A 22,227-nucleotide genomic window follows, 5' to 3' on the forward strand; every position below is an offset into this window, starting at 1 on the left:
GCACCTTTCATTATTTCTGGTTATATGGTTGCCTTAGGATTCAAAAGTATTCGCATTGTTTAGCGATACCTTCATCTTACTCCTTTCAATTTGAAATACTATCCTATAAGATGCTGTATAATATAGTGAGTGAATATCCTCCATTTATAGGGGTATTTTTAGTGTGAAGGAGAAGAATTTCCTATGACGCATCCATTTCAATCAATTGAAGAAGTAACACTTCAAGAGTTTGTGTTGTTTATTAAAATCCATCATCAGCAAATTGAAGAGAATACAATTATTTACCTTAATCTAGAACCTTCTATAACTGGGGCAGATCGAAAAAGAACAGCAATGCTATTAGATTCATTTTTGCGTTTAATGACACATGCAAATATCGATGAATTAAATAATGATGAGAAGAATTTTTTCAACACATGGCTTCAATCACAGTTGTCCATTATTGATAGGAAGAGCTTTAATTTATTTCAATTAATATTTGAGAAATCGTTGATTACTTTTATGATTCAACAGAAGAGTAGTCGAACGAACGCCATCTTCATGTATGTATTATCGACATTTACGTTACTTGTAGAGCTTTATTATGACTGTGAGGGAGATAACCAAACTAGTAACATAGCTAGCGAAAATCAGAAAATTAGGCACTTACAATTATTAGATAGGCTTGATAAATTGCTTATTAGTTCCTCAGGTTATCAGGATTTAGCGCTGATTTTAAAAAAATGTGAAGAGTATTTTAGTTATAAAAGATGTGTATTTTACGCATATGTCCCATGGTCCAATCAATTTTATGGAGTTATTGGCGCAGAGCTGCCTAAGGTGCAAAGCATGAAAGGGGAGTTGACTGGGGAAAACACGATACTTAGTTCAAGAAAGCCCATTTATTTAAAAAATCCTAAAAATTACGTGAAAGAAGAGCATATCCAATTATTTAATTTATCCTCGATTATTTTTATTCCCATTTTGCGTCAAGAGCAATTATTTGGATGGCTAACATTTGATCAGCTAGGGGAGGAGTTTGATTGTACAAAGGAAGAATTAACACTCCTTGAGGAAGTAGGGAAGCGTTTAGGTTTATTTTTATCACGTAAGGGGGAGAAGGTAGAGAAGAATACAGTGCTTCATTTAACTGAAAGGGAATCGATGATACTTGGCCTGCTTGCCGAAGGATATGATAATAAAAAAATTGCTGGTTTATTATTTTAAGTGAGCATACTGTCAGGGATTATGTAAGCAGTCTTATGACAAAGCTCAAAGCAAAGAATCGAACACAGGTCGTTGCCTCAGCCTTTCGTCTAGGACTGTTAAGCTAAAACACCCAATGCACTTCTATTAGGAGTGCATTTTTTGTTTCTTCAAATGCTAATTAATATTCTGACAATAAATACTATTAAAAATATAGTTTAATTAATAGGTAACTATTGTCATCAAAAGCTTTTTTGGAGGGAAAGCAGTATAGTAGTAAAACAATTTTTACGAATATTACAAGTGAAAGCGATTAAGCTTACACGATTGTAATGAAATTGAAAGCCAATGCGATAGAGTGTAATACATTATTTTGCGAGAATGTGTATAGAAGCAAGAACAAGAAGCGGAGGCATACACAATGAATGAAAAATTAGAAGGCGTATACGAGGAATACAATCGTTATATATATCATTTATGTTTAAAACTAACTCGCAATAATATAGAAGCTGAAGATTTAATGCAAGAAGTTTGGGTTAAGGTTGTACGCTATGAAGATAGCGTGGCTGAAGTAGAGCATATTAAAGCTTGGCTGACAACTATTACAATGAATACATTTAGAGATCGCTATCGTAAAAAAGTACGACGTAGCAAATATATGATGAACCAACCTGAAACATTAGACGTGCCGATTCTAGATTTGGTTCCCAATAACGATATTTCTACAGAAGAAAAAATTGAAAAGGACATTGTAACAAAACTAGTCCAGGATAAAATGGAGCAATTAGATGCTATTTATAGAAAGACTTTATGGTATTTCTACATAGACCAATACTCACTTGCAGAAATCTCTACAATTATGAAAGTTTCCATTGGTACTGTGAAATCTCGTTTATTCCGTGCAAAGGCTCGATTAAAAGAAATGCTCATGTCAGATACAGCTATTGTGGAATCTGTGCTACCAGCGTAATAAAGCAGATTGGTCGCACATCACAGTACTTAGACGGAAGTATTTGGTCGACTAATCAAAAAAGATGCATTGGCAAACAGTTGCAAATGCATCTTTTTATTGTGCTTTAATCTGGTCGATTTGTCTCCACATCCAATAAACATTTAGAGAAAATAGTTCGTAAGGTTTGCAGTTCCTCCGCTGTTAGCATACCAAACATATTATTAATGATTTCGCTCACTTGTTGACGAGATTCTTTTAATATGTTTTCACCGTCAGCCGTAATGACTAGTTGAGAAGCACGGCGGTCTGTGGCATGCTGTGTTTTTTCAATAAAGCCACCATTTATCAGCTTGGTTGTTAAAACAGTGACACCACCAGTAGTTACTTTTAACCGCTCAGCAATAGCAGAAGGGCGTTTTGGGCCCTCCTGCGATAAGTAGTCTAAAATTAAAATATGGGATTTTGAAAAGCCGAGTACATTATGATTATTCCACTCGTTTGCCCACTTACGCTCAATAGATGAAACGACTTCAAACAACGAGGTAATGGCTTTTTGTTTTTCTTGGTCCATAGAAGGTCATCTCCAAAACTGTTTTAACTTTCTTGTGCCAATCTTGTCATCGCATTTAATTCGTAAGCACGTACTTTACGTGGGATAAAACGACGGATGTCCATCTCATTGTAACCAACTTGAATACGTTTTTCATCTATTATAATAGGGCTACGCAACATTCTAGGGTGTGCCTGAATGATAGCAAATAGCTCTTGAATAGAAAGTTGGTCGATGTCGATATTTAAGTTTTTAAAGTCATTTGAGTTTGTTGCAATGATTTCATCTGTGCCATCTTCAGTCATACTTAGAATTTCTTTGAATTCTGCAAGTGTAAGTGGGTGAGATGTAATACGTTTTTCTTTATATTCTATGTTGTGATCTTTTAACCATTTAAGTGCTTTTCTGGATGAAGAACAGCTCGCTTGTGAGTAAATTGTAACTGTCATTCTTCATTCCTCGCTTTCTTTTTTAGATTATATTTTACAAATAGCTTATTAGTAAGTTAATAGTTTATATATATATCTTACTAGTAAGCTATATATAAATCAATAGTTAATTGAAAAAATTTCTCAATCGAATTATTATTTTTTCAGTTATATTAAAATATACGAAGATAAGCGTAAAAAGTTTCGTTTATTCAGCTTACAATGATGTAAGTTTATGTTAACTCTATAGAAAATGTCTTTTTAAGCTATAAAATCCATGTTGAATTAATAGGAACTACTAGAATTCTAAGTTGTCTCGTAGGAGAGAGTTAGTTGGAAGTAGGGGTAAAATTGTTAGTCCACTGATTATAGTATGTTTAAATGAGGCTATTTATACATAGAAGTTAAAAAAATTTAAAAGAGCAGCCCCATAACATGTTGGAGCTGCCCTTGAAATAATTAGTCTTGGCCTTGTTGTCCAGAAGTAAACCAATCTTGAACATTCCAGACTTTTGTTACGAGTCCTTCATAGAAATCAGGTTCGTGACTTACTAGCACAATGGTACCTTTAAATTCTTTCATGGCACGTTTTAATTCATTTTTTGCATCTACATCTAAATGGTTTGTCGGTTCGTCGAAGAGAAGCCAGTTAGCTTCCTCCATCATTAATTTACATAAACGCACTTTAGCTTGCTCGCCACCAGATAAAGAATTAAGCGGACGTGTAATATGGTCAGTTTTTAGGCCAGCTCTTGCTAAAGCTGCACGTACTTGGGCTTGTTCCATAGAAGGGAATGCATTCCAAACATCATCAATTGGCGTGATTTTCTCAGCTTTTACTTCCTGTTCAAAATAGGAAGGATATAGGTAGTCACCACGGACTACTTTCCCACCAAGTGCATTAATTTTACCTAACATTGTTTTTAATAATGTGGATTTACCAACACCATTCATACCGACTAAAGCAATTTTTTCTCCTCGTTCAATCGCAAAAGAAAGTGGAGGAAGTAATGGCTTGTCTTTATCGTAACCAATCACTAAGTTCTCAGCCTCTACAACATAGCGGCTAGATGAACGGGCTTCTTTAAAACCGAATTCTGGTTTTACAGCTGTTTCTGGGCGATCAATTCGCTCTAAACGATCAAGTTGCTTAGCGCGTGATTTTGCACGACCAGTAGTGGAGTAACGAGCCTTGTTTTTGGCTATAAAATCTTCTTGCTTCTTGATGAACTCCTGTTGCTTTTCATAGGCTTCAATATGCTGACGTTTATTGATTTCAGCAAGTTCAAGGAATTTTTCGTATGTTGCAGTATAACGAGTTAATTTAGAAAATTCCAATTGGAAGATGACATCCACTGTTTCGTTCATAAATTCTGTATCATGTGAGATTAGAAGGAAAGCATATGGATAGTTCTTTAAATAAATTTTCAACCAAGTAATATGTTCCTCATCAAGATAGTTCGTCGGCTCATCTAATAAAAGTACTTTTGGCTTTTCTAATAAAAGCTTAGCGAGTAGTACTTTTGTGCGTTGTCCACCAGAAAGAGCAGCTACATCACGTTCTAAGCCAATGGCATCCAAGCCAAGTCCACGTGCCACCTCTTCAATTTTCATATCTAATGAATAAAAATCTCCTGCATCTAATGCATCCTGCACTTCTGCCATTTGTTCTAAAAGTACTTCTAATTCTTCAGGCGTTGCGTCTGCCATCTTGCCTGTAATTTCATTCAGTTCTTCTTCTTTTTATATAATGGTAAAAAGGCATCGCGTAACACTTCACGCATTGTTCTACCAGCCGTTAGTACGGTATGTTGGTCTAGATAACCATAGTGTGTACCAGGCAGCCACTCAACTTTTCCTGTATCGTGGATCGTTTGACCTGTAATGATGCCCATTAATGTAGACTTACCGACACCATTAGCCCCTACGAGTCCAATATGATCACCCTCCACTAAGCGAAACGATACATCTTTAAAGAGTGTACGATCACCGAAAGAATGACCTAAATTTTCTACTGTTAATATTGCCATATCTGTTCCTCCAACTATCTTTCTTGTTTACATTTTATAGTTCTGCAAGCTGCTTGTTAAGTTCTGCTAATTGAGCTTCCATATTCGCAAGACGTTGCTCTGCCTTAGCTACTTGATCGTTGTGTCCAGTAGACTCCAACTTTTCTATATCACCTTGTAAATTCATATAGTCCATTTTTAACTCTCTAATTTGGTATTCAATATCACTTTTTGTTGGCATGAAGACTACTCCTTTTGAGAATATTTTTATAGTGAATGCGTGTAAAAGCGATGGAGGTTTTAAGAATCCCCCACCGCTTATTCTTTAAAATCAATCGGGTACCTGTTGAATATACTGATGTCCCAACTTCTATAAGAGGAGTTGGAGTGAAAAATTCTTATATATTGTATCATAATCATCTTGGAAGTAGCACTAAGTAGAAGCGATATTATGACGATCATAAGCAAAATCTAAGAGTAATGCTTGGAGTGTTTCATTATTACCAGCAAGATTGAGCTGTCGCTGTTTTCTCACTGCTCGTTCACTGCGAGCTTCGTGTAAAAGAAATTCCATGACAGCATTTTGGATTTGTGATTGCTTCATTTTACGACCAAGTCCTAGATGGATAAAGCCATTATGCTCACGAGGAAAAGCATGTAAAAGCTCAGCTTCAGTTTGCGCAAGTGTAATGCATGGCACGCCATAAGAGGCAATTTTATAAGGTGTATAGTTAGCATTACAAATAATGACATCTGCTTTAGGTAGTAGTTTGAGGAGTGCATCTTTATCTCGAAGAATAGCAGTATTGCGACGACTAAGTACCATCATTTGCAAGTCATCCGTTGCATGGCGATAGCTGTCGTCAATCATAACTGTAATTTGTAGTGGTATTTGTAGCTGAGTTAGGTGTCGAAGTGTTCGATACGTTAAATTATGCTCGTCCCCATCCTCGAAAGCAACAACGATATGAGGCGGATTTTCAGGTGTTTTACTATCAGGTATATTATCGAAATGCTGATATGCATCTGGCAGGGCAAAAACAAAGCTTCCACCAATATAATGCGCTGGTAAATAATCTTTCACTTCTTGATAGAGTGCTAGTAGTACACAATCACAGGCTTGGCCACCTTCACCAAAATCATCAAAATGAATAATTGTTTTGCAGAAAGGTCGTAATTCCTCTACTTGCCAGCCTTCAGAATTTCGCCCATCTCTAACAATTAAATCAGGTTGAAGTCCTTTGATTTGCTTAGGTAATTCGTTAAAGTGATCAAATAGAATAGGCGTAACTCCTTCATTCATTAAAATTTGAATTCCGTCATTTGAAGGAGTCTTTACAAAGATAAAAACCTTCTCATTCGAAAGTAGTTTAGCTAATGTTGAAACCCGTTCAAAAGGATACAGCCCTTTATCAATACAGCTTTCAATAATGAAAACAATCGTTTTTTTTGGTTCAATTGCGTGTGTTTCGTTTTGCAAATGTATCCCATCCTTTCCTCTGTCTCTTTAAATTATGGCGAAGAAAGAGCAAGTATGTGTAAAATTTAGGATTTGATCATGATTGTCTCTAGCGGTATCTTCTAAAATAGCTATCTTTAATCAGTTTTAATCATCAAAAAAATGGTCGATATATATAGTAAGGCGAATTGTAGGAATATACATAACAATTGGAAGTTCTTTATCTTGGTTCGAAAAATCCCTCTACAAATGGAGATGATGGGATGTTTTTTAAATCCGATGTGTCAAGATAAGCGTAATTGATATACTATCAATAAGTAGAAGGACGGGAGAAAAAATGAGTATGCGTGCAGCGATTGTTGTAGGGGCGACTGGTTTAACCGGCTCCGCTCTAGTTGAACAATTATGTGAACATGATGAGTATATTTCAGTAACAGTTATTGCACGAAGAAAGCTAACTTATACGCATCCAAAGTTAGAAGTGAAAATTCGTGATTTTGATAGAATAGAAGAAAACGATATAGGATTTGCTCATGAATTGTATTGTTGCTTAGGTACAACCAATAAAAAGGCAGGCTCTCGTGAAATGTTTGAAAAGGTAGATTTTGAATACCCGTTAGCAATTGCCTCTTTAGCAAAAAAACGGGGAATCCCTCATTTTCTTGTGATTACTGCAATGGGAGCTAATGAAAATTCTCCATTTTACTATAATCGAGTTAAAGGTAAACTTGAGCGTGATTTAGAGGAACTAGGCTTACAAAGGCTTTCCATTATTCGCCCATCACTCTTAGTAGGGAACCGTGATGAATTTCGATTAGGAGAAAAGGCAGGAGAAAAATTATTAAAGCTTGCACAACCTTTATTAATTGGACCTTTAAAACGTTCTAGAGCAATTGAAGCCACACAAGTGGCAAAGGCTATGATTATCATTGCCCTATATGGTAAACAACAGCCAGTCACTATTTATCCATCAGATGAGTTAGCAACATTAGAGTATCCGGAAGTACCAGAAGAGGACATTTCAAGAGAGATATTATTTAATTGGGATAAGCTGAATGAAGGCGAGAAAGTTAATCGTGAGGTTGTCATTAATCGAGATAAATATAAGCTTGAGGAAACGGTCATTGATAAGGAAGTCCATTTCCGACAACGTGATCAGGATAATTAATTTAGGGATTAAATTTGTCGTTCCGTCTAAAGACTGAATTTATATCAATTGTCATGACAATCCTTTCCGAGCCACTTTTCATTTGTTACAATATTATTGTAGAAGATGAATGTGGAGGCAAAGTAAAGATGAAAATTTTACTCGTAGATGGCACGATGTTTGGTCGTAAAACTGGTGCTATTTTAGAGCAAGTAGAGCAATATATTAAAGAATTAGATGCTAGTTTCGAGTTAGAAATGATGCATTTTAGTCAATATAAGCATCAAATTGTGGATGGTTCTCCATTAAATGATGATATGAAAAAAATGATTCAACAATTTGAGGAGGCAGACGCTTACATTATTGCAACGCCTATTTTCCAAGCGTCTATTCCAGGCGTTTTGAAAAATGCCTTTGACTTCTTACACCCTAAAACAATGCGCTATAAGCCCGTATCCATTGTTGCAAATGGAGGCACATATCAGCATCACCTTGTAGTCGAAAATCAGCTAAAACCTATTTTAGACTACTTCCGAGCGCTTGTTACGCCAAATTATGTGTATACACATACATCACATTTCGATGCAAATAATACTATTGTAGATGCAGACGTTCATAGTCGTTTACGTGAATTAGCTCGTGTATTTGTTCAATACTGTGAAATGAGCAAGAACTTGCCCAAAGAAACAATTGACCAACATTAAGATAGCCCTTGTACGGTGGTAAGAAATCACTGTGCAGGGGATTTTTCTTTGTAAGTATTGTTTTAGTATGTGATAAAATAAAACTTTAGTGACTCAGGAAGGAGGGCTGCTCATGCAGGACATCGCTTTACTAGAAAAACAACGCTGTAATCTTATTTTGACCAATAAGGCGAAGGAAGCGGTAGAGGAATGCTCAGCAAACGAGCATGCCTTTTTTGCGTTACAAAGATCTTTTACTGTCTATATTGAAAAACGAAAAGCAAAAACAGTTGGTGAAACCTTTTTATCCATCTATTTTAATGCGGAGGACAATGAAAAATTAATCGATATTCTTACTGAGAAAACGGTTATTATGGATTGTGTGCTAAAGGTGGAAGGATTGCTGGCAACCAATATTCGATTTGTCCATATGCGTGGACCTATTAACACAAATCGTCGCTTAGCAGCCGCATTACAATTTGTGACGAAGCCTAATAATGGAGCAGGTATTCCACTTGAGCTTCACACCAAAATAAGACAGCTACCGATTGCAGAGGAACGTACAGAGTATGTAAAAAAACGTATAGCCAGCTGGGAAGGCTATTTAAAAATACAAGAACGAGATGCAACCATTGATGATATTCATACAGAATTTAAACAAAGCTATTTCAATGAAGACTTTACACGCTTAACCATTGTATGTCCCTACATAAAGAGTAAAGAATGGAAAAAGCTAGAGGGGTTAAGTGTTAGCATTCAAGGAATTCGAGGCGAGATAGGACAGGTTATTAAGGCTAATGCAGGAAAGCAAACGGTAGAAATTGATGTAAAGCCTTTTATACAGGATTTGGCTCGCAAGGACCAGATGAATCTTCGTTCCAAACAAGCGAGCTTTAGTAATTTTGCAACATTAAGCCAAATTCGACGACTACGTAATGGTTTTACAAAGCTAGAAAAGGGTGAGGCAGTAAACCCTAATTTAGAAACCATACTGTTTGAGCGGCGTCCTGTAGTTCGGGCATCTAAGCTACGCGAAGATATTGAGTTTCATAATAATTTAAATGAATATCAACGACGAGCCGTTTTAGGTGCACTATCTGTTGAGGATTTGTATGTCATTCAGGGTCCACCTGGTACGGGGAAAACAACTGTCATTTCAGAGATTTGTCAGCAAAATGTTAAAGCAGGCTTAAAAACACTTGTTGCCTCACAGTCTAATTTAGCTGTAGATAATGCATTAGGACGCTTACTGTCCAATCAAGAAATTCGAATTTTACGCTATGGTAGAACGGAAAGTATTGAGGAAGAGGGTAAAAAATTCATAGAGGAAAATGTTGCGCTTCAATGGCGTGAGCAGACACTTGCTGCGATTGAAGAAGCAATTACAATATTTCCAGAACGTCAGCAAGAGCTAGAAGCAAACCTTGTAAAAGCAAAAGATGAGCTAGAGAAATTAGAGCAATGGCTAGAGCAATTAACACAGGAAATTGCTGCAAAAGAGCAGGCAGCTATGGAAGAACCCATTTTACAGCAAGAGATTCAAGCATTAAAAAAAGAATTGAAGGCTGCTAAAACAGAGCAACAAACATGTGAGACTCAAAAAGAGCATTATGAAAAACAGCTCGCACAAATTGAGCCAATTGTACAGCAGCTTGAACAGACACTTGCTGATTACCCTTCAGTCGAGCAACTACAGCGTACGATTGAGGAAACTACTGAAAAAGTGAAACATCTAGAGGCTGCTGCTCAATATAAAGAACTACAAGAACAAAAGCACCAGTTAACACAGCAATTTGAAGAGATACAGCAGAAATATGAAATCGAAAGTAATCGTCTAGTAATCATGAAGGAAGCGCAAAAATATATATACACCTTAACCTCATTTGAGCTTATTCAGCGTTTTTTACAACATTATCAAATTCGCCCTTCTCATGTACTTTCGCAACAAATAGGTCGCTTGCAGCATTTAGAGGATGCGAAAGATTTAGAGGCATGGTCAACGATTAATGCTCGTTTACAAAAAGCAATTGTGAAGCTAGAGGCTTTGGTTACGAATGAAGTCAAGGAGCGTGCCCTTGCTAAAAGTAGACTACAACCAGTACAATCGTTTTCTTTGCAAAACCTTACTGGTGTATTTGCACAATTAAACACGGCTTTTCAAGATGGTCAAGCACCAGCAAGTGATGTTATTGAAAGTTATTTGCTCGGGCTATATATGCGTCGTGATTTTGTTTGGCAAAAGGGAATAGCACTAAACCAACAGCAAGAGCATAAAGATCAGGAATACGAAACTTTTCGTAAAAATCTAGTAACTTTAATTCATCAGGAGTGTGCAATAACTAGCTTCGATGTGCAAAGTTACCAGCGGCAGCTCCAACCATTTATACAGCATACAGAGCGGTTACAACAATTAGCAAACGCCTTTCAAATTACTGAAGAACCAGAAGAATCTGTAGAATATTTAAAAATTCTTGCCTCACAAGCTAGAGAGTCTCTTCTACAAGCAAAGCAGCAACTGGAGGCAGTGGAACAGGCTAAAGTACAACTCATTCCTAAACAAGCCTCTTTACAGACTGTCCAAACAAACTTGCAGGAAGTAGAACAGCAGCTAACGCTTATAGAAGAACAAATAAAAGATATTAATATAGCAGGATTGAAGAAAGAAAAGCAACTAGCTACCTATACAAAGCTCTTACAATCTATGCCAGAACGAACGGCTGAAGAGGTGAAGGAAGCTATTCAAACTGCAAAGCAAGCAATCGAAGCATTCCAACGTCAGGAAAAACAGCTGCCTCTTCACAAAAAACTACAAGAACAATGGCGTGAAAAATTACAAAACGCAACAGAGTATGATTTAGATGAAATTCGAAAATTGTATGTGCGTCATGCGAACGTTATTGGTACAACATGCGTAGCTTCTGCCAGTAAGGAGTTTATGGAAAATTATCCGACCTTTGATGTGGTTATTATTGATGAAGTTTCAAAGGCAACACCACCAGAATTGCTCTTACCAATGCTAAAGGGGAAGAAAGTTATTTTAGTAGGTGATCATCATCAGCTACCACCATTACTTGGGGATGATACGCTGGAGGAAACATTAAAGGCAATGCTAGAAGAAAATCCAAACTTTGAAGGCGCACAGGAATTAAAAAATCTGTTGCGTGAATCATTATTTGAGCGTTTATTTAATAATTTGCCACCAACACATAAGCAAATGCTAGCATTGCAATACCGCATGCATGAGAAAATCATGCAAAGTATCACACCGTTTTATGCGGAAGAAGAAAATGGCTTGCAATGTGGCTTACCAGATTCGGATGCAGCAAGAGATCATGGCTTAGAAGGGCAGTTTATAAAACGTGATGACCATTTACTGTGGATTGATATTCCAACAGAAAAACCTTATTTAGAGGAGCAAGTAAAAGGGGGAACGAGTCGTTTTAATGAAGGAGAATTGCTCACAATTAGACGTATTTTACTAGATCTCAATGAAGCTGTGAAGGCAGCAAAAGAAGCAGGCCGTATGCCGCAGGATGCTCAAAAAAGCGTTGGTGTCATCAGTTTCTATGGTGAGCAGGTAAAGAAAATTAATCGCCTTCTTCAGCAAGAATTACAGCTACCACATCTGCAATTTAGAACAGGGACTGTTGATAAATTCCAAGGGATGGAAATGGATGTCATTTTAGTGAGCATGGTTCGTAATACACCTAAAGGCGGGGATATTGGCTTTGCCAGAGATTATCGTCGATTAAATGTCGCGCTATCTCGTGCCCGTGAGTTACTACTGCTTGTTGGAAGTGCAGAAATGTTTGCAAAACGTGCAAAACATCAAGAGACAAGAGAGATGTATGCGAATTTGTTAAAAACAGTAAAATCCTACGATGGCTTACGTAATCATGAAGGATTGGTGATATAGATTGTCAAAATTACAACAACGACTAATGCGTGAGCTTCAGCAGAATCGTAATATTAAGATTGTCAAAACGGCTGAATGGTGTATTCCCATTCGAACAGTTGATGTGACCTATGAGCCTGTTCGTCGTTCAACAATGGATGTCTTAATGACAATGCTTCTGCTTAGTATTCAAGAGGCGGATTTTAGCAACGCACAGGAATTGAGCGAGTTATTGCTTGTAGACCCGTTATTTATTGAAGACTTGGTTTCTTTAATGATTCGAGTAAACCTTGTGAGGAATGAAGATGATTTCTATAGGCTAACTGAAAAAGGACAGAGGCAGCTAGAAAGAGGTATTTTTGAAGAAGAACTAGAGAAAGAAACCTCCACGCTTTACTTTAGTCCTTGCCATCAATCGTTTCTTACTATCGATACGAGGAATGATGAATATGATGAATTGCCAGAGCTTTATCGTTATATTGACAAAGAGGCAGAACAACAGGAACAATTTGAGGAGTCCATGGTGATTGCAGCTTTGCAGGAAGCGGATCAAGAAGAGGAAGGTAGCTCTCAGAAAGTCATCGCAAAAATTGTTCAAACAGAAGCTCAACAAATTAATGATAGCCCATGTTTAGAGTTTGTTCTTTATGATAAGGAACAGGATATAGTATTTGTACGAGTATGGAATACATTACTCAATCAATGGGATCATCATTTAGAGCAACAGCTTACAGACAAAGAACAATTAACATGGCGTGAGCAATATTTATCTTGATTCAATAGGTTTTCAATTGCTAGAAAAAACGAACGTAAATCGCGTTCGTTTTTTTTGTTTTACATTATAAATTTACAGAGTTAGGTGATAATCGAAAAATTTTTTCGATAAAATACTACATTAGCATAAATTAAACCATTGCTAAGGAGGGGACAGATGTTAACGATTAGTTTATGTATGATTGTTAGAAATGCACAATGTACGATTGAAAGATGCTTAGATTCGGTTCAGCACCTCGTGGATGAGATTAATATTATTGATACTGGTTCAACTGATCGTACAAAAGAGATTGTTCAAAATTTTACCTCTCGAATTTATGACTTTTCCTGGTGTAATCATTTTGCCAAAGCACGAAATTTTTCATTTCAGCAGGCAACAAAAGACTATATTTTATGGCTTGATGCTGATGATATTATGACAAAGGAAAATCAGCACAAGTTCAGCCAACTAAAGCAAACGTTATTTCCTTCTATTGATGCTGTAACAATGGATTATTATTTGACGCTTGATTGTGATGGGGAAGTGGAGTGTAGTGAACGAAAGTTTCGTCTAGTAAAAAGGGCGAATCATTTTCAATGGGAGGGTGCTGTTCATGAGAATTTAAAGGTGTCAGGGCAGCTCTTTCATAGTGATATAGCTGTCACACATTTACCGTTAACGAAAGATATTCATCGCAATATAAATATTTATGAGGGATTAATAAAGAATGGACATTTTCTTTCAGCAATTGAGAAATTTCATTATGCCAATGAACTAAAATTGCATCACCGTTACCTAGAAGCTATTAATCAATACAACCTATTTTTGGATAGCAACTTAGGCACTACAGATAATCGCATTGAGGCTTGTTTACATGTAGGAGAATGCTATCGACGTTTACATGATGATCAACAAGCACAGCAAGCTGTTTTGCAATCTTTCTTATATGATCGACCAAAGCCAGAAGCATGTTGCCGAATGGGCCAATTTTTTATGGAGCAATTAAAACATAAAGAGGCTATTTACTGGTATTCTCAAGCCTTGCAACAAGCTCCTGCCGATACAATGACTATCCAAAAGCGTGCTTATTCAACATGGATTCCTCATTTACAATTAAGCCTTTTATACAGAGAGTTACGGTTATTTGAAAATGCCTATCAGCATAATCTAGAGGCACAAAAATGGAAACCGAATCATCAGGAAATAATCAATAATGGGAAATATTTACTAAATCAATTAAAGATATAAATCTTTCTTATGGAAAAGGTACATCAATAAACAAGACATAAATAGCTTGGCCAATTAACACAGAGACACCTACAACAACCGTCATAAAAATTACATTACGTGGCCTAAAATTTTTTGCTTCCATTAAAAACCTCCCTCGATATAGAATATTCAGTCAATTCAAGATATGTTTAGATGGGGTGAGTATGCATAATAAAAGAGCAAATTCACATATAGAGTGAATTTGCTCTTTTAATTAATCGAACTTTAACCCCTTCAATGCTTCAGCAAGTGCATTGTTCACAGGCTCCTCGTTGTTTTGCTGCTTTAAGTACTTTTGTACGGAGCGCTTGTCGACCTTGCCTCCGCCTTCTTTTTTACGTCTTGCTTCAAAGGCTGATAATTTTTCGCGATAGCCACATTTACAAACGAAAATTTGACCATCACCTTCTCCGCGAAGCTCTAATTTTTTATGACATTGTGGACAACGTGCATTTGTGGTACGTGAGACATTTTTCCGATGACCACATTCGCGATCTTGGCAGACAAGCATTTTTCCTTTCTTGCCATTCACTTCAAGCATTGGTTTACCGCAATCAGGACATGTTTTGGTAGAGATATTATCATGCTTATACTTTTTGTCACTACCCTTAATCTCTGTAACAATTTCCTTTGTGTAATTTTTCATCTCGCTAATAAATACATCTTTTTTTAGCTTGCCCTTTGCAATAAGTTCAAGCTTTTGCTCCCAATCTGCTGTCAGGGCAGGGGATTTTAATTCCTCTGGCACTAGGTCGAGTAGTTGACGACCTTTGGAGGTAATATAAATATCTTTGCCACCACGCTTTTCTATTAAGAAGGAATTGAAAAGCTTTTCAATAATATCTGCACGTGTAGCGACTGTGCCAAGACCGCCCGTAGATTTTAATGTATCGGCTAATTTTTTATCATTCGTTGCCATATACTTTGTTGGGTTTTCCATGGCTGATAAAAGAGTAGCTTCATTAAATCGAGCAGGTGGCTTTGTTTGACCAGAAGTTTGGGCAATAAGCTTTACTTTTAATATATCGCCCTTATCAATGCGTGGTAGTATTTGTTCCTTTACGTCATCTGTTGTGTCCTCATCATCAAAGCGATGCTCATAAACTTCCTTCCAGCCAGATGATAAAATCGTTTTTCCACGAGCAATAAAGCTTTCATCGCCAATTTTTGCACGCAGTGTTAGTTGTTCATATTCAAAAGCAGGCAGTAGAACAGCTAGGAAACGCTTTACAACAAGATCATAAATTTTACGTTCCTTATCTGTGAAAGCTGAATAATTTACATAGCCCTCTGTTGGAATAATCGCATGATGATCTGATACTTTACTATCATCGACAAAGGCCTTTGTTGGCTTGATTGGTTTAGTAAGCAGTTTATTGGCGATGAAGCGATATTCACCAATACCACAGGCCTTTAAGCGTTCTGGTAGTGTAGCAACGATATCCTGTGAAATAAAGCGAGAATCCGTACGTGGATAAGTTAACACTTTATGTTGCTCATAGAGTTTTTGCATGATATTCAATGTTTCTTTCGCTGAGTAGCCGAAGATTTTATTGGCATCTCGCTGCAATTCAGTTAAATCATAAAGACCAGGTGCAAATGATTTTTTAGGTTTCTTTTCAATGTCCGCAACGATGGCATTGTTATTTCCTATTTTTTTCACCAGTGTATTGATTTTATCTTTATCAAAGCTACGACTATTACCATTTTGGTCTTGCCATGTAAGCTTTAAGTTATCAGTTGTTTGCGCTTCAATACCATAATAAGTTTGTGCCTTAAAGTTTTTAATTTCATCTTCACGTGCAGCAATTATTGCTACTGTTGGTGTTTGTACACGTCCGCAATTCAACTGTGCGTTAAAGCGGGTAGTTAAAGCACGAGTAGCATTAAGCCCGATATACCAATCTGCCTCTGAGCGAGCTACAGCAGAGGCATAGAGATTATCATATGCATTGCCTGGCTTTAGATTGGCAAACCCATCTTTTATTGCCTTATCTGTAACAGAGGAAATCCATAAGCGTTTCAAAGGCTTTTTAATTTTCACTTTATCAAGTATCCAGCGTGCTACTAATTCACCTTCACGTCCAGCATCTGTAGCAATGATGATTTCATTAACATCATTACGTGTAAGCTGACTTTTGACTGCATTAAATTGCTTTCCAGTTTGCTTTATAACCGTTAATTTTAAGCGTTCAGGTAACATGGGGAGATCTTCAAGATTCCATGTTTTATATTTCACATCATAGCTTTCTGGGTCAGCCAGTGTTACAAGATGTCCAAGCGCCCAAGTCACAATATATTTATCTCCTTCAAGGAAGCCATTTCCTTTTTTATTACACTTCAGCACACGTGCAATATCACGTGCTACAGAAGGTTTTTCAGCAATTACTACGCTCTTTGCCATTGTTAACACCCTTTCATAGTTCCATGGTTTTAAATATAGCATAGGTTGAGTGGGTTCGCAGTTTAACTGAAGCGAATTTATTAAATGTCGGAGGATGATTTAGGCAGGTAACAGTTAAGAAAGTATAAATTTCAGAAAAAATATTGAATTCTGAAAATTATTATGTTAGTCTAGTTTACATGAAAATGAAGTAACGGCTTCATAGTATAAATAAAAAAAGGGTGAGCTTCTTTTATGAGAGATCAAACAATTCAGCAAATGATTCAAGAGAAATATCAAGAGTTGTCTAAAAGTCAACAAAAGGTAGCTACATTCATATTAAAAAATTTACAGACAGTAGGAATCCACTCTGCTTCATATGTAGGGGAAAAGGCCGGAGTAAGTGAAACGACAGTTATCCGTTTTTGTTACGCATTAGGCTTATCTGGTTATGCACAATTGCAACGTCAGGTAACCATGCATTTATTTAATGAAGGGAATGCAAGTAGTTTGCAGAATTATTTGCAATCGAAGCAAGCTCTTTTTGAAAATCCACGTTTTTATGTAAAGACGATGGAAAAGGATGCATCTCGCATTTTAAATATGGCTAAAAACATTAACGAGGAAGACTTTAATCGAGCTTCAGTATTGCTCCATGAGAAGAAAAAAATATATATTGCAGGGAATGGCTCTTCCCATTTAGCTGCACAGTGGCTTCATTTTACATTAAATCTTTTGCGACCGAATGTTGTTTTATTAAATTTTGAAACAAGTGAGGTCATACGTGCTATTCAAGAGATTGATGAAAATAGTGTAGTAATTATTTTATCATTCCACCGTTACTTTAAAGAGCCGATCCAATTTGCAGCCGAATTACAAGAAAAAAAATGTGAGATTATTGGCATAACCGATTCTCAAATTGCACCTATTACTCAATATGCAACTATCACCTTTGTGAATGAACAACAACAAGAAGTTTCAACAATTGATGCTATGCCAGCACTCATAGCATTTTTAAATACACTAATAGCAGGAATGACTGCTCAAGATCATGACTATTATGAAAATCAGCGCGTAAAATATGACGATTTTCAAAATAGCTTTTTAGCAAACCGATGGAGTTGACTAATATGAACCAAATTTTACAAGAGTTACAGCCACTTCTTACAGATATTTTTAAACATTTACATGAACATCCAGAAGTTAGTTGGCAAGAGCACAATACAACTCAATATATAGCAAATTTATTAAGAGAGGCCCAAATGGAGCCACACCTTTTTGAAGATATGACAGGACTTTATGTTGATATAGGGGATGGAACACCTAGAGTAGGGTTCCGCACTGATATAGATGCACTTTGGCAGGAGGTTAATGGTGTCTTTCAAGCTAACCATTCTTGTGGACATGATGGTCATATGACGATGGCTATTGGAACTGCATTGCTGTTAAAGGACATGGAGCATTTACTGTCAGGTGCTGTACGCATACTATTTCAGCCTGCTGAGGAAAAGGCCCAAGGAGCACGCGCATTTGTCGAAAAAGGTATTATAGATGATTTAGATTATTTATTTGGTGTTCATGTTCGCCCATTAAAGGAATTACAGGATGGGTCATATGCGCCAGCGTTATACCACGGAGCAGCAAAGCTTTTTACAGGGACCATTATTGGGGAAGAGGCACATGGCTCAAGACCAGAACTTGGCGTTAATGCAATTGAGGTTGGAGCAGCTATTGTCGAAGGTCTTCAAAAAATTTGGACTGATCCAACTATCTCTGCCTCTGTCAAAATGACACAGTTTAATGCGGGAGGCACCTCTACAAATATTATTCCTGGTAAAGCAACCTTTAGCATTGATGCAAGGGCCCAAACAAATGAAGTGATGCAGGTAATCACAGAGGGGGTGGAGCGTGTAAAAGCCTCTGTTGAAGCGATGTATGGTGCCAAGATTACCTTACAGGTAGATGCTCATATAGTGGCAGCATTGGTGAATGATGAAGCCTTACAACATATGAAGGCAGCTATTATTGATGTAGTTGGGGAAAAGGCTTGCGCTCCATCAGTTGTTACACCAGGAGGGGAGGATTTTCATTTTTATACCTATGAACGTCCGAAGCTTAAAGCTACAATGCTTGGATTAGGCTGTGGGGTTACTCCTGGCTTACATCATCCGCAAATGACCTTTAATCAAGACCGGCTGTTAGTAGGAGTAAATATTATTACAAGGGCTATTTTGAGAGCATTATAAAGATATAGAAAGAAGAGATAGCTATGATAGAGATAAGAGAAATCAAAACAATAGAACAACTTGAGCAGGTTCAGCAATTAGAGTTGAATGTATGGGGAATGTCTGCTATTCCTCTCCATCAAACGCTGACAGCAGTGAAAAATGGAGGCATCGTTGTAGGTGCCTATCAAGAAGATAAATTAGTCGGATTTAGTTATGGTTTTGCGGGTTTTCGAGAAGGAAAAAGCTATCTATGCTCTCATATGCTAGGGATTGATGAAAAATATCGATCACTAGGCATAGGAGAAAAGTTAAAGTACGAACAGCGAGCTATTGCTATTGAACGTGGCTATGACTTAATGGTATGGACATTTGACCCTCTTGAAACCCGAAATGCTTATCTTAATTTATCTAAATTAAAGGGTATTTGCTATACCTATATAGAAAATTGCTACGGTGAAATGCAGGATGGTTTCAATAAAGGGCTACCCTCTGATCGATTTGAGGTGAGCTGGCATTTAACTTCAGATTATGTGGTGAACGACATTACAATAGAAGTAGCGGATGCAAAACCAGTGGCAAGCTGTGAACTTACAAAGCAGGGCTTATTATGTTTAAAAATGACTGAAAATTTTGAATTTGTAGAAGAGTTGTATACGCTACCTGTTCCTAAGGACTTTCAAGCCTTAAAAGCACAAAATCCTAGCTTAGCATTGGATTGGCGTTTCAAAACAAGAACTATACTAAAGCAACTATTTTCAGCAGGGTATGCAGCAATTTCACTGCAACAACGAGAATGCTATAACGAATATGTTTTAGTGAAAAAAGCAGCTTTAAATTTGGAAGGGGCATTTTAATATGAAAATTACAGAAATCACAATACGACAATTGAAGATGAAATTAAAAGCACCGTTTACAACAAGCTTTGGCACGTTTGATGAGAGGAACTTTTTAGTCCTTGAGGCAAAAGATGAGACAGGCTTAATCGGTTGGGGAGAATCAGTTGCCTTTCATTCACCTTGGTACAATGAAGAAACACTTCAAACAAACTGGCATATGCTTGAAGACTTCCTCATTCCTCTTGTTTTAAATAAAGAGATTCATCACCCAGCTGAAGTGAGTCAATTATTTGAGCCGATTCGCAAAAATAATATGGCGAAATCGACAATAGAAGGAGCTATTTGGGATATATATGCACAGCAAACTGGTCAATCCCTAGCAACAGCACTTGGTGGTAAAAAGGATAAAATTGAAGTAGGTATTAGTATCGGCATACAAAATTCGATCGAGGAGTTAGTAACATTAGTTGACGGCTATGTAAAGGAAGGCTATAAGCGCATGAAAATCAAAATAAAACCGGGCTGGGATATAGAGGTTATGCGTACATTAAGGGAAACATTTCCTGATGTAGCCTTTATGGCGGATGCCAATTCAGCCTATCGTCTAGAGGATACTGAAACATTGAAACAACTGGATGCATTTAACTTAACAATGATTGAGCAACCACTGGCTTCAGATGACATTATTGACCATGCTTCATTACAAAAAATAATGGAAACACCAATTTGTTTGGACGAAAGTATCCATTCGTTAGAAGATGCACGAAAGGCTGTAGAACTAGGGAGCACCAAAATTATAAACATAAAAATTGGTCGTGTTGGTGGCCTCACAGAAGCAAAAAAAATACATGATTATTGTGAGGCACATAACATCCCAGTATGGTGCGGCGGCATGTTGGAATCTGGTATTGGTCGTGCGCACAATGTAGCCTTAACAACGTTGTCAAATTTTATATTACCGGGAGATACTGCTGGCTCTAATCGATATTGGGAAAAGGATATTATCGAACCAGAAGTAGTTGTAAAAGATGGTTATATTGAAGTACCACAACAAGTAGGAATTGGTTATGAAATAAATAGGGAAACGGTTAATTCCTTCACAGTCGCACAGAAAACATATCAATAAATAGACTTAAATTTCTTATATTAGAATAGTAGGTGGGCTATGAAAAAAAGTTGGCAGATAGGTGGAGCATTTGTAGGCTTAATTGTTGGAGCAGGGTTTGCATCGGGTCAGGAAATAATGCAGTACTTTACTAGCTTTGGCTTGTACAGTATGGTAGGTGCCATTGTTGCTACCCTTGCCTTCGCATTTTTAGGAATGAGTTTAGCTCAATTAGGAACAGATTTACAAACAACATCACATAAAGAGGTGATCTATCATATAGGAGGGCGATATGTTGGCATTATTTTAGATATCGTTATCACGTTTTTCTTATTTGGCGTTGCTGTTGTCATGTTTGCTGGATCAGGCTCAACATTTCATCAGATGTTTGGCATCAATCCAGTAGTTGGTAGTATTTTTATGGTTGTTATAACTATACTAACCTTACTATTAAATGTTAATAATATTATTAATTTAATAGCATTGGTTACCCCTTATTTAATGGGTATCATTTTTATTATTTTGATTTATTCTATCTTTACGATGGATATATCTATTGCAGAGCAAAATACTTTAGCGAAAGCACAATCATCTGCAGCATCTAATTGGTTAATGGGAGCGTTACTTTATGTTTCCTATAATATCGCTGCTGGTGCAGCAATGTTAATTGTAATGGGTGGAACAGTAAAGGACCGCAAAGTTGCTGGCAGAGGTGGACTACTTGGCGGTTTAATGCTTGGTATCTTAATTGTATTAATCAATATAGCCATGTTTGCTAAAATAAATGTTATTGATGGAGTAGCAATGCCAACATTAGAATTAGCAAAACAAATTCACCCTATAGTAGGTGTCTTAATGTCTATTGCTTTATTAGGCATGATGTACAATACTGCGGTGGGGATGTTCTATTCATTTACAGTTCGATTTATTGCGCCAGACCATCAATATTTTAAAGTAGCTATTGTAGTTATAGGATTAATAGGTTTTGCTGCAAGCCTAGTAGGATTTACTACATTAGTTGGTAAAGTCTATTCAACAATGGGCTACTTAGGTTTCGCCTTAATTGTTGCTGTTATTATTTCGTGGCTACGTAAACTACCAAAAACTTTATAAAGTAAAAATTTCCCTTTTGTGAACGTAAGGGAAATTTTTTTGTTTTTTTGTGATGAAAGCAAGATATATATCATACAGTTAATTTGTGTTTGCGAAATCTATCCATGCTGTTTTAAGTAAAAATTATGCTCGAAACTATAGAAAAAAGCTATTCGGTGCTAGACACCAATTTTTGAGAATGTTATATTTGTATTGTCATAGTATTTTTATAATTAGGAAAAAATAGAATAC

18 protein-coding genes and 1 pseudogene are annotated in these 22,227 nt (G+C 36.8%); 13 read left to right on the plus strand and 6 right to left on the minus strand.

Going from position 1 to position 22,227, the window contains the following annotated elements; translation table 11 throughout:
• Window positions 1-183 precede the first annotated feature (183 nt).
• The 3 genes from LBYS11_RS02155 (at window position 184) to LBYS11_RS02160 (ending at window position 2,155) form a co-directional block, all read left to right on the plus strand.
• Entirely contained in the window at window positions 184-1,206 is a 1,023-nt protein-coding gene (locus LBYS11_RS02155; RefSeq protein WP_233732371.1) for a GAF domain-containing protein, read from the plus strand.
• Between the two features lie 35 nt (window positions 1,207-1,241).
• Window positions 1,242-1,313: a helix-turn-helix domain-containing protein gene (locus LBYS11_RS23420; protein ID WP_233732743.1), complete on the plus strand. Its 72-nt coding sequence runs from the start codon at window positions 1,242-1,244 to the stop codon at window positions 1,311-1,313.
• Window positions 1,314-1,606: 293 nt separating this feature from the next.
• The gene (locus LBYS11_RS02160; protein ID WP_036078118.1) at window positions 1,607-2,155 is read left to right on the plus strand and encodes an RNA polymerase sigma factor; all 549 of its coding nucleotides are present in this window, start codon (window positions 1,607-1,609) and stop codon (window positions 2,153-2,155) included.
• 106 nt (window positions 2,156-2,261) lie between these two features.
• Here LBYS11_RS02160 and LBYS11_RS02165 read toward each other — a convergent pair whose 3' ends face one another.
• The 5 genes and pseudogenes from LBYS11_RS02165 to LBYS11_RS02185 all read right to left on the minus strand — a co-directional run bounded on the left by LBYS11_RS02165 (window position 2,262) and on the right by LBYS11_RS02185 (window position 6,604).
• Complete coding sequence (locus LBYS11_RS02165) at window positions 2,262-2,708, minus strand: MarR family winged helix-turn-helix transcriptional regulator (RefSeq protein WP_009371643.1); 447 nt, start codon at window positions 2,706-2,708, stop codon at window positions 2,262-2,264.
• A 23-nt stretch (window positions 2,709-2,731) separates the two neighbouring features.
• Entirely contained in the window at window positions 2,732-3,136 is a 405-nt protein-coding gene (spx, locus tag LBYS11_RS02170; RefSeq protein ID WP_004225558.1) for a transcriptional regulator Spx, read from the minus strand.
• 438 nt (window positions 3,137-3,574) lie between these two features.
• Window positions 3,575-5,145, minus strand: a pseudogene (locus tag LBYS11_RS02175) (ABC-F family ATP-binding cassette domain-containing protein).
• A gap of 34 nt (window positions 5,146-5,179) precedes the next feature.
• Window positions 5,180-5,365 carry an SE1832 family protein gene (locus LBYS11_RS02180; RefSeq protein ID WP_004225556.1) on the minus strand — a complete coding sequence of 62 codons (186 nt, stop codon included), beginning with the start codon at window positions 5,363-5,365 and terminating at the stop codon, window positions 5,180-5,182.
• 192 nt (window positions 5,366-5,557) lie between these two features.
• A complete protein-coding gene (locus LBYS11_RS02185; protein WP_054549087.1) occupies window positions 5,558-6,604 on the minus strand; it encodes a PseG/SpsG family protein in 1,047 nt (348 codons plus the stop codon).
• Window positions 6,605-6,920: 316 nt separating this feature from the next.
• Here LBYS11_RS02185 and LBYS11_RS02190 point away from each other — a divergent pair, with 316 nt between their 5' ends.
• The 5 genes from LBYS11_RS02190 (at window position 6,921) to LBYS11_RS02210 (ending at window position 14,310) form a co-directional block, all read left to right on the plus strand.
• Entirely contained in the window at window positions 6,921-7,751 is an 831-nt protein-coding gene (locus LBYS11_RS02190; protein ID WP_103117371.1) for an oxidoreductase, read from the plus strand.
• Window positions 7,752-7,879: 128 nt separating this feature from the next.
• Window positions 7,880-8,434, plus strand: a complete 555-nt coding sequence (locus LBYS11_RS02195; RefSeq protein ID WP_054549088.1) for an NADPH-dependent FMN reductase — start codon at window positions 7,880-7,882, stop codon at window positions 8,432-8,434.
• A 112-nt stretch (window positions 8,435-8,546) separates the two neighbouring features.
• On the plus strand, window positions 8,547-12,329 hold the full coding sequence (locus LBYS11_RS02200; RefSeq protein WP_103117372.1) for a DEAD/DEAH box helicase: 3,783 nt from the start codon (window positions 8,547-8,549) through the stop codon (window positions 12,327-12,329).
• 1 nt (window position 12,330) lies between these two features.
• Window positions 12,331-13,083, plus strand: a complete 753-nt coding sequence (locus LBYS11_RS02205; protein WP_054549090.1) for a hypothetical protein — start codon at window positions 12,331-12,333, stop codon at window positions 13,081-13,083.
• 156 nt (window positions 13,084-13,239) lie between these two features.
• The gene (locus LBYS11_RS02210) at window positions 13,240-14,310 is read left to right on the plus strand and encodes a glycosyltransferase family 2 protein (RefSeq protein WP_103117373.1); all 1,071 of its coding nucleotides are present in this window, start codon (window positions 13,240-13,242) and stop codon (window positions 14,308-14,310) included.
• A 235-nt stretch (window positions 14,311-14,545) separates the two neighbouring features.
• Here the strand turns inward: LBYS11_RS02210 and LBYS11_RS02215 are convergent, their stop codons facing one another.
• Window positions 14,546-16,735: a DNA topoisomerase III gene (locus tag LBYS11_RS02215; RefSeq protein ID WP_103117374.1), complete on the minus strand. Its 2,190-nt coding sequence runs from the start codon at window positions 16,733-16,735 to the stop codon at window positions 14,546-14,548.
• A 234-nt stretch (window positions 16,736-16,969) separates the two neighbouring features.
• On the opposite strand from LBYS11_RS02215, the gene LBYS11_RS02220 reads away from it, so the two are divergent.
• The 5 genes from LBYS11_RS02220 to LBYS11_RS02240 are packed head-to-tail and all read left to right on the plus strand — an operon-like array spanning window position 16,970 to window position 21,996.
• On the plus strand, window positions 16,970-17,839 hold the full coding sequence (locus LBYS11_RS02220; RefSeq protein WP_004225544.1) for a MurR/RpiR family transcriptional regulator: 870 nt from the start codon (window positions 16,970-16,972) through the stop codon (window positions 17,837-17,839).
• A 5-nt stretch (window positions 17,840-17,844) separates the two neighbouring features.
• Window positions 17,845-18,960 carry a M20 peptidase aminoacylase family protein gene (locus LBYS11_RS02225; RefSeq protein ID WP_048393341.1) on the plus strand — a complete coding sequence of 372 codons (1,116 nt, stop codon included), beginning with the start codon at window positions 17,845-17,847 and terminating at the stop codon, window positions 18,958-18,960.
• Window positions 18,961-18,983: 23 nt separating this feature from the next.
• Window positions 18,984-19,796, plus strand: coding sequence for a GNAT family N-acetyltransferase (locus LBYS11_RS02230; RefSeq protein WP_048393343.1), 813 nt, complete (start codon window positions 18,984-18,986; stop codon window positions 19,794-19,796).
• 1 nt (window position 19,797) lies between these two features.
• Window positions 19,798-20,904: an o-succinylbenzoate synthase gene (gene menC / locus LBYS11_RS02235; protein ID WP_103117375.1), complete on the plus strand. Its 1,107-nt coding sequence runs from the start codon at window positions 19,798-19,800 to the stop codon at window positions 20,902-20,904.
• Window positions 20,905-20,943: 39 nt separating this feature from the next.
• On the plus strand, window positions 20,944-21,996 hold the full coding sequence (locus tag LBYS11_RS02240; RefSeq protein WP_004225538.1) for a YkvI family membrane protein: 1,053 nt from the start codon (window positions 20,944-20,946) through the stop codon (window positions 21,994-21,996).
• The last annotated feature ends 231 nt before the right edge of the window (window positions 21,997-22,227 follow it).

Origin of the sequence: Lysinibacillus sp. YS11, from assembly GCF_002896375.1 — a bacterium.
Lineage (GTDB): Bacteria > Bacillota > Bacilli > Bacillales_A > Planococcaceae > Lysinibacillus > Lysinibacillus capsici.

Bases quoted from the DNA above. Each gene is read 5' to 3' on its own strand.
- LBYS11_RS02155 (WP_233732371.1), top strand. From the start codon at position 184: ATGACGCATCCATTTCAATCAATTGAAGAAGTAACACTTCAAGAGTTT.
- LBYS11_RS02160 (WP_036078118.1), top strand. From the start codon at position 1,607: ATGAATGAAAAATTAGAAGGCGTATACGAGGAATACAATCGTTATATA.
- LBYS11_RS02165 (WP_009371643.1), bottom strand. From the start codon at position 2,708: ATGGACCAAGAAAAACAAAAAGCCATTACCTCGTTGTTTGAAGTCGTT.
- spx (WP_004225558.1), bottom strand. From the start codon at position 3,136: ATGACAGTTACAATTTACTCACAAGCGAGCTGTTCTTCATCCAGAAAA.
- LBYS11_RS02180 (WP_004225556.1), bottom strand. From the start codon at position 5,365: ATGCCAACAAAAAGTGATATTGAATACCAAATTAGAGAGTTAAAAATG.
- LBYS11_RS02190 (WP_103117371.1), top strand. From the start codon at position 6,921: ATGAGTATGCGTGCAGCGATTGTTGTAGGGGCGACTGGTTTAACCGGC.
- LBYS11_RS02195 (WP_054549088.1), top strand. From the start codon at position 7,880: ATGAAAATTTTACTCGTAGATGGCACGATGTTTGGTCGTAAAACTGGT.
- LBYS11_RS02200 (WP_103117372.1), top strand. From the start codon at position 8,547: ATGCAGGACATCGCTTTACTAGAAAAACAACGCTGTAATCTTATTTTG.
- LBYS11_RS02210 (WP_103117373.1), top strand. From the start codon at position 13,240: ATGTTAACGATTAGTTTATGTATGATTGTTAGAAATGCACAATGTACG.
- LBYS11_RS02215 (WP_103117374.1), bottom strand. From the start codon at position 16,735: ATGGCAAAGAGCGTAGTAATTGCTGAAAAACCTTCTGTAGCACGTGAT.
- LBYS11_RS02220 (WP_004225544.1), top strand. From the start codon at position 16,970: ATGAGAGATCAAACAATTCAGCAAATGATTCAAGAGAAATATCAAGAG.
- LBYS11_RS02225 (WP_048393341.1), top strand. From the start codon at position 17,845: ATGAACCAAATTTTACAAGAGTTACAGCCACTTCTTACAGATATTTTT.
- LBYS11_RS02230 (WP_048393343.1), top strand. From the start codon at position 18,984: ATGATAGAGATAAGAGAAATCAAAACAATAGAACAACTTGAGCAGGTT.
- menC (WP_103117375.1), top strand. From the start codon at position 19,798: ATGAAAATTACAGAAATCACAATACGACAATTGAAGATGAAATTAAAA.
- LBYS11_RS02240 (WP_004225538.1), top strand. From the start codon at position 20,944: ATGAAAAAAAGTTGGCAGATAGGTGGAGCATTTGTAGGCTTAATTGTT.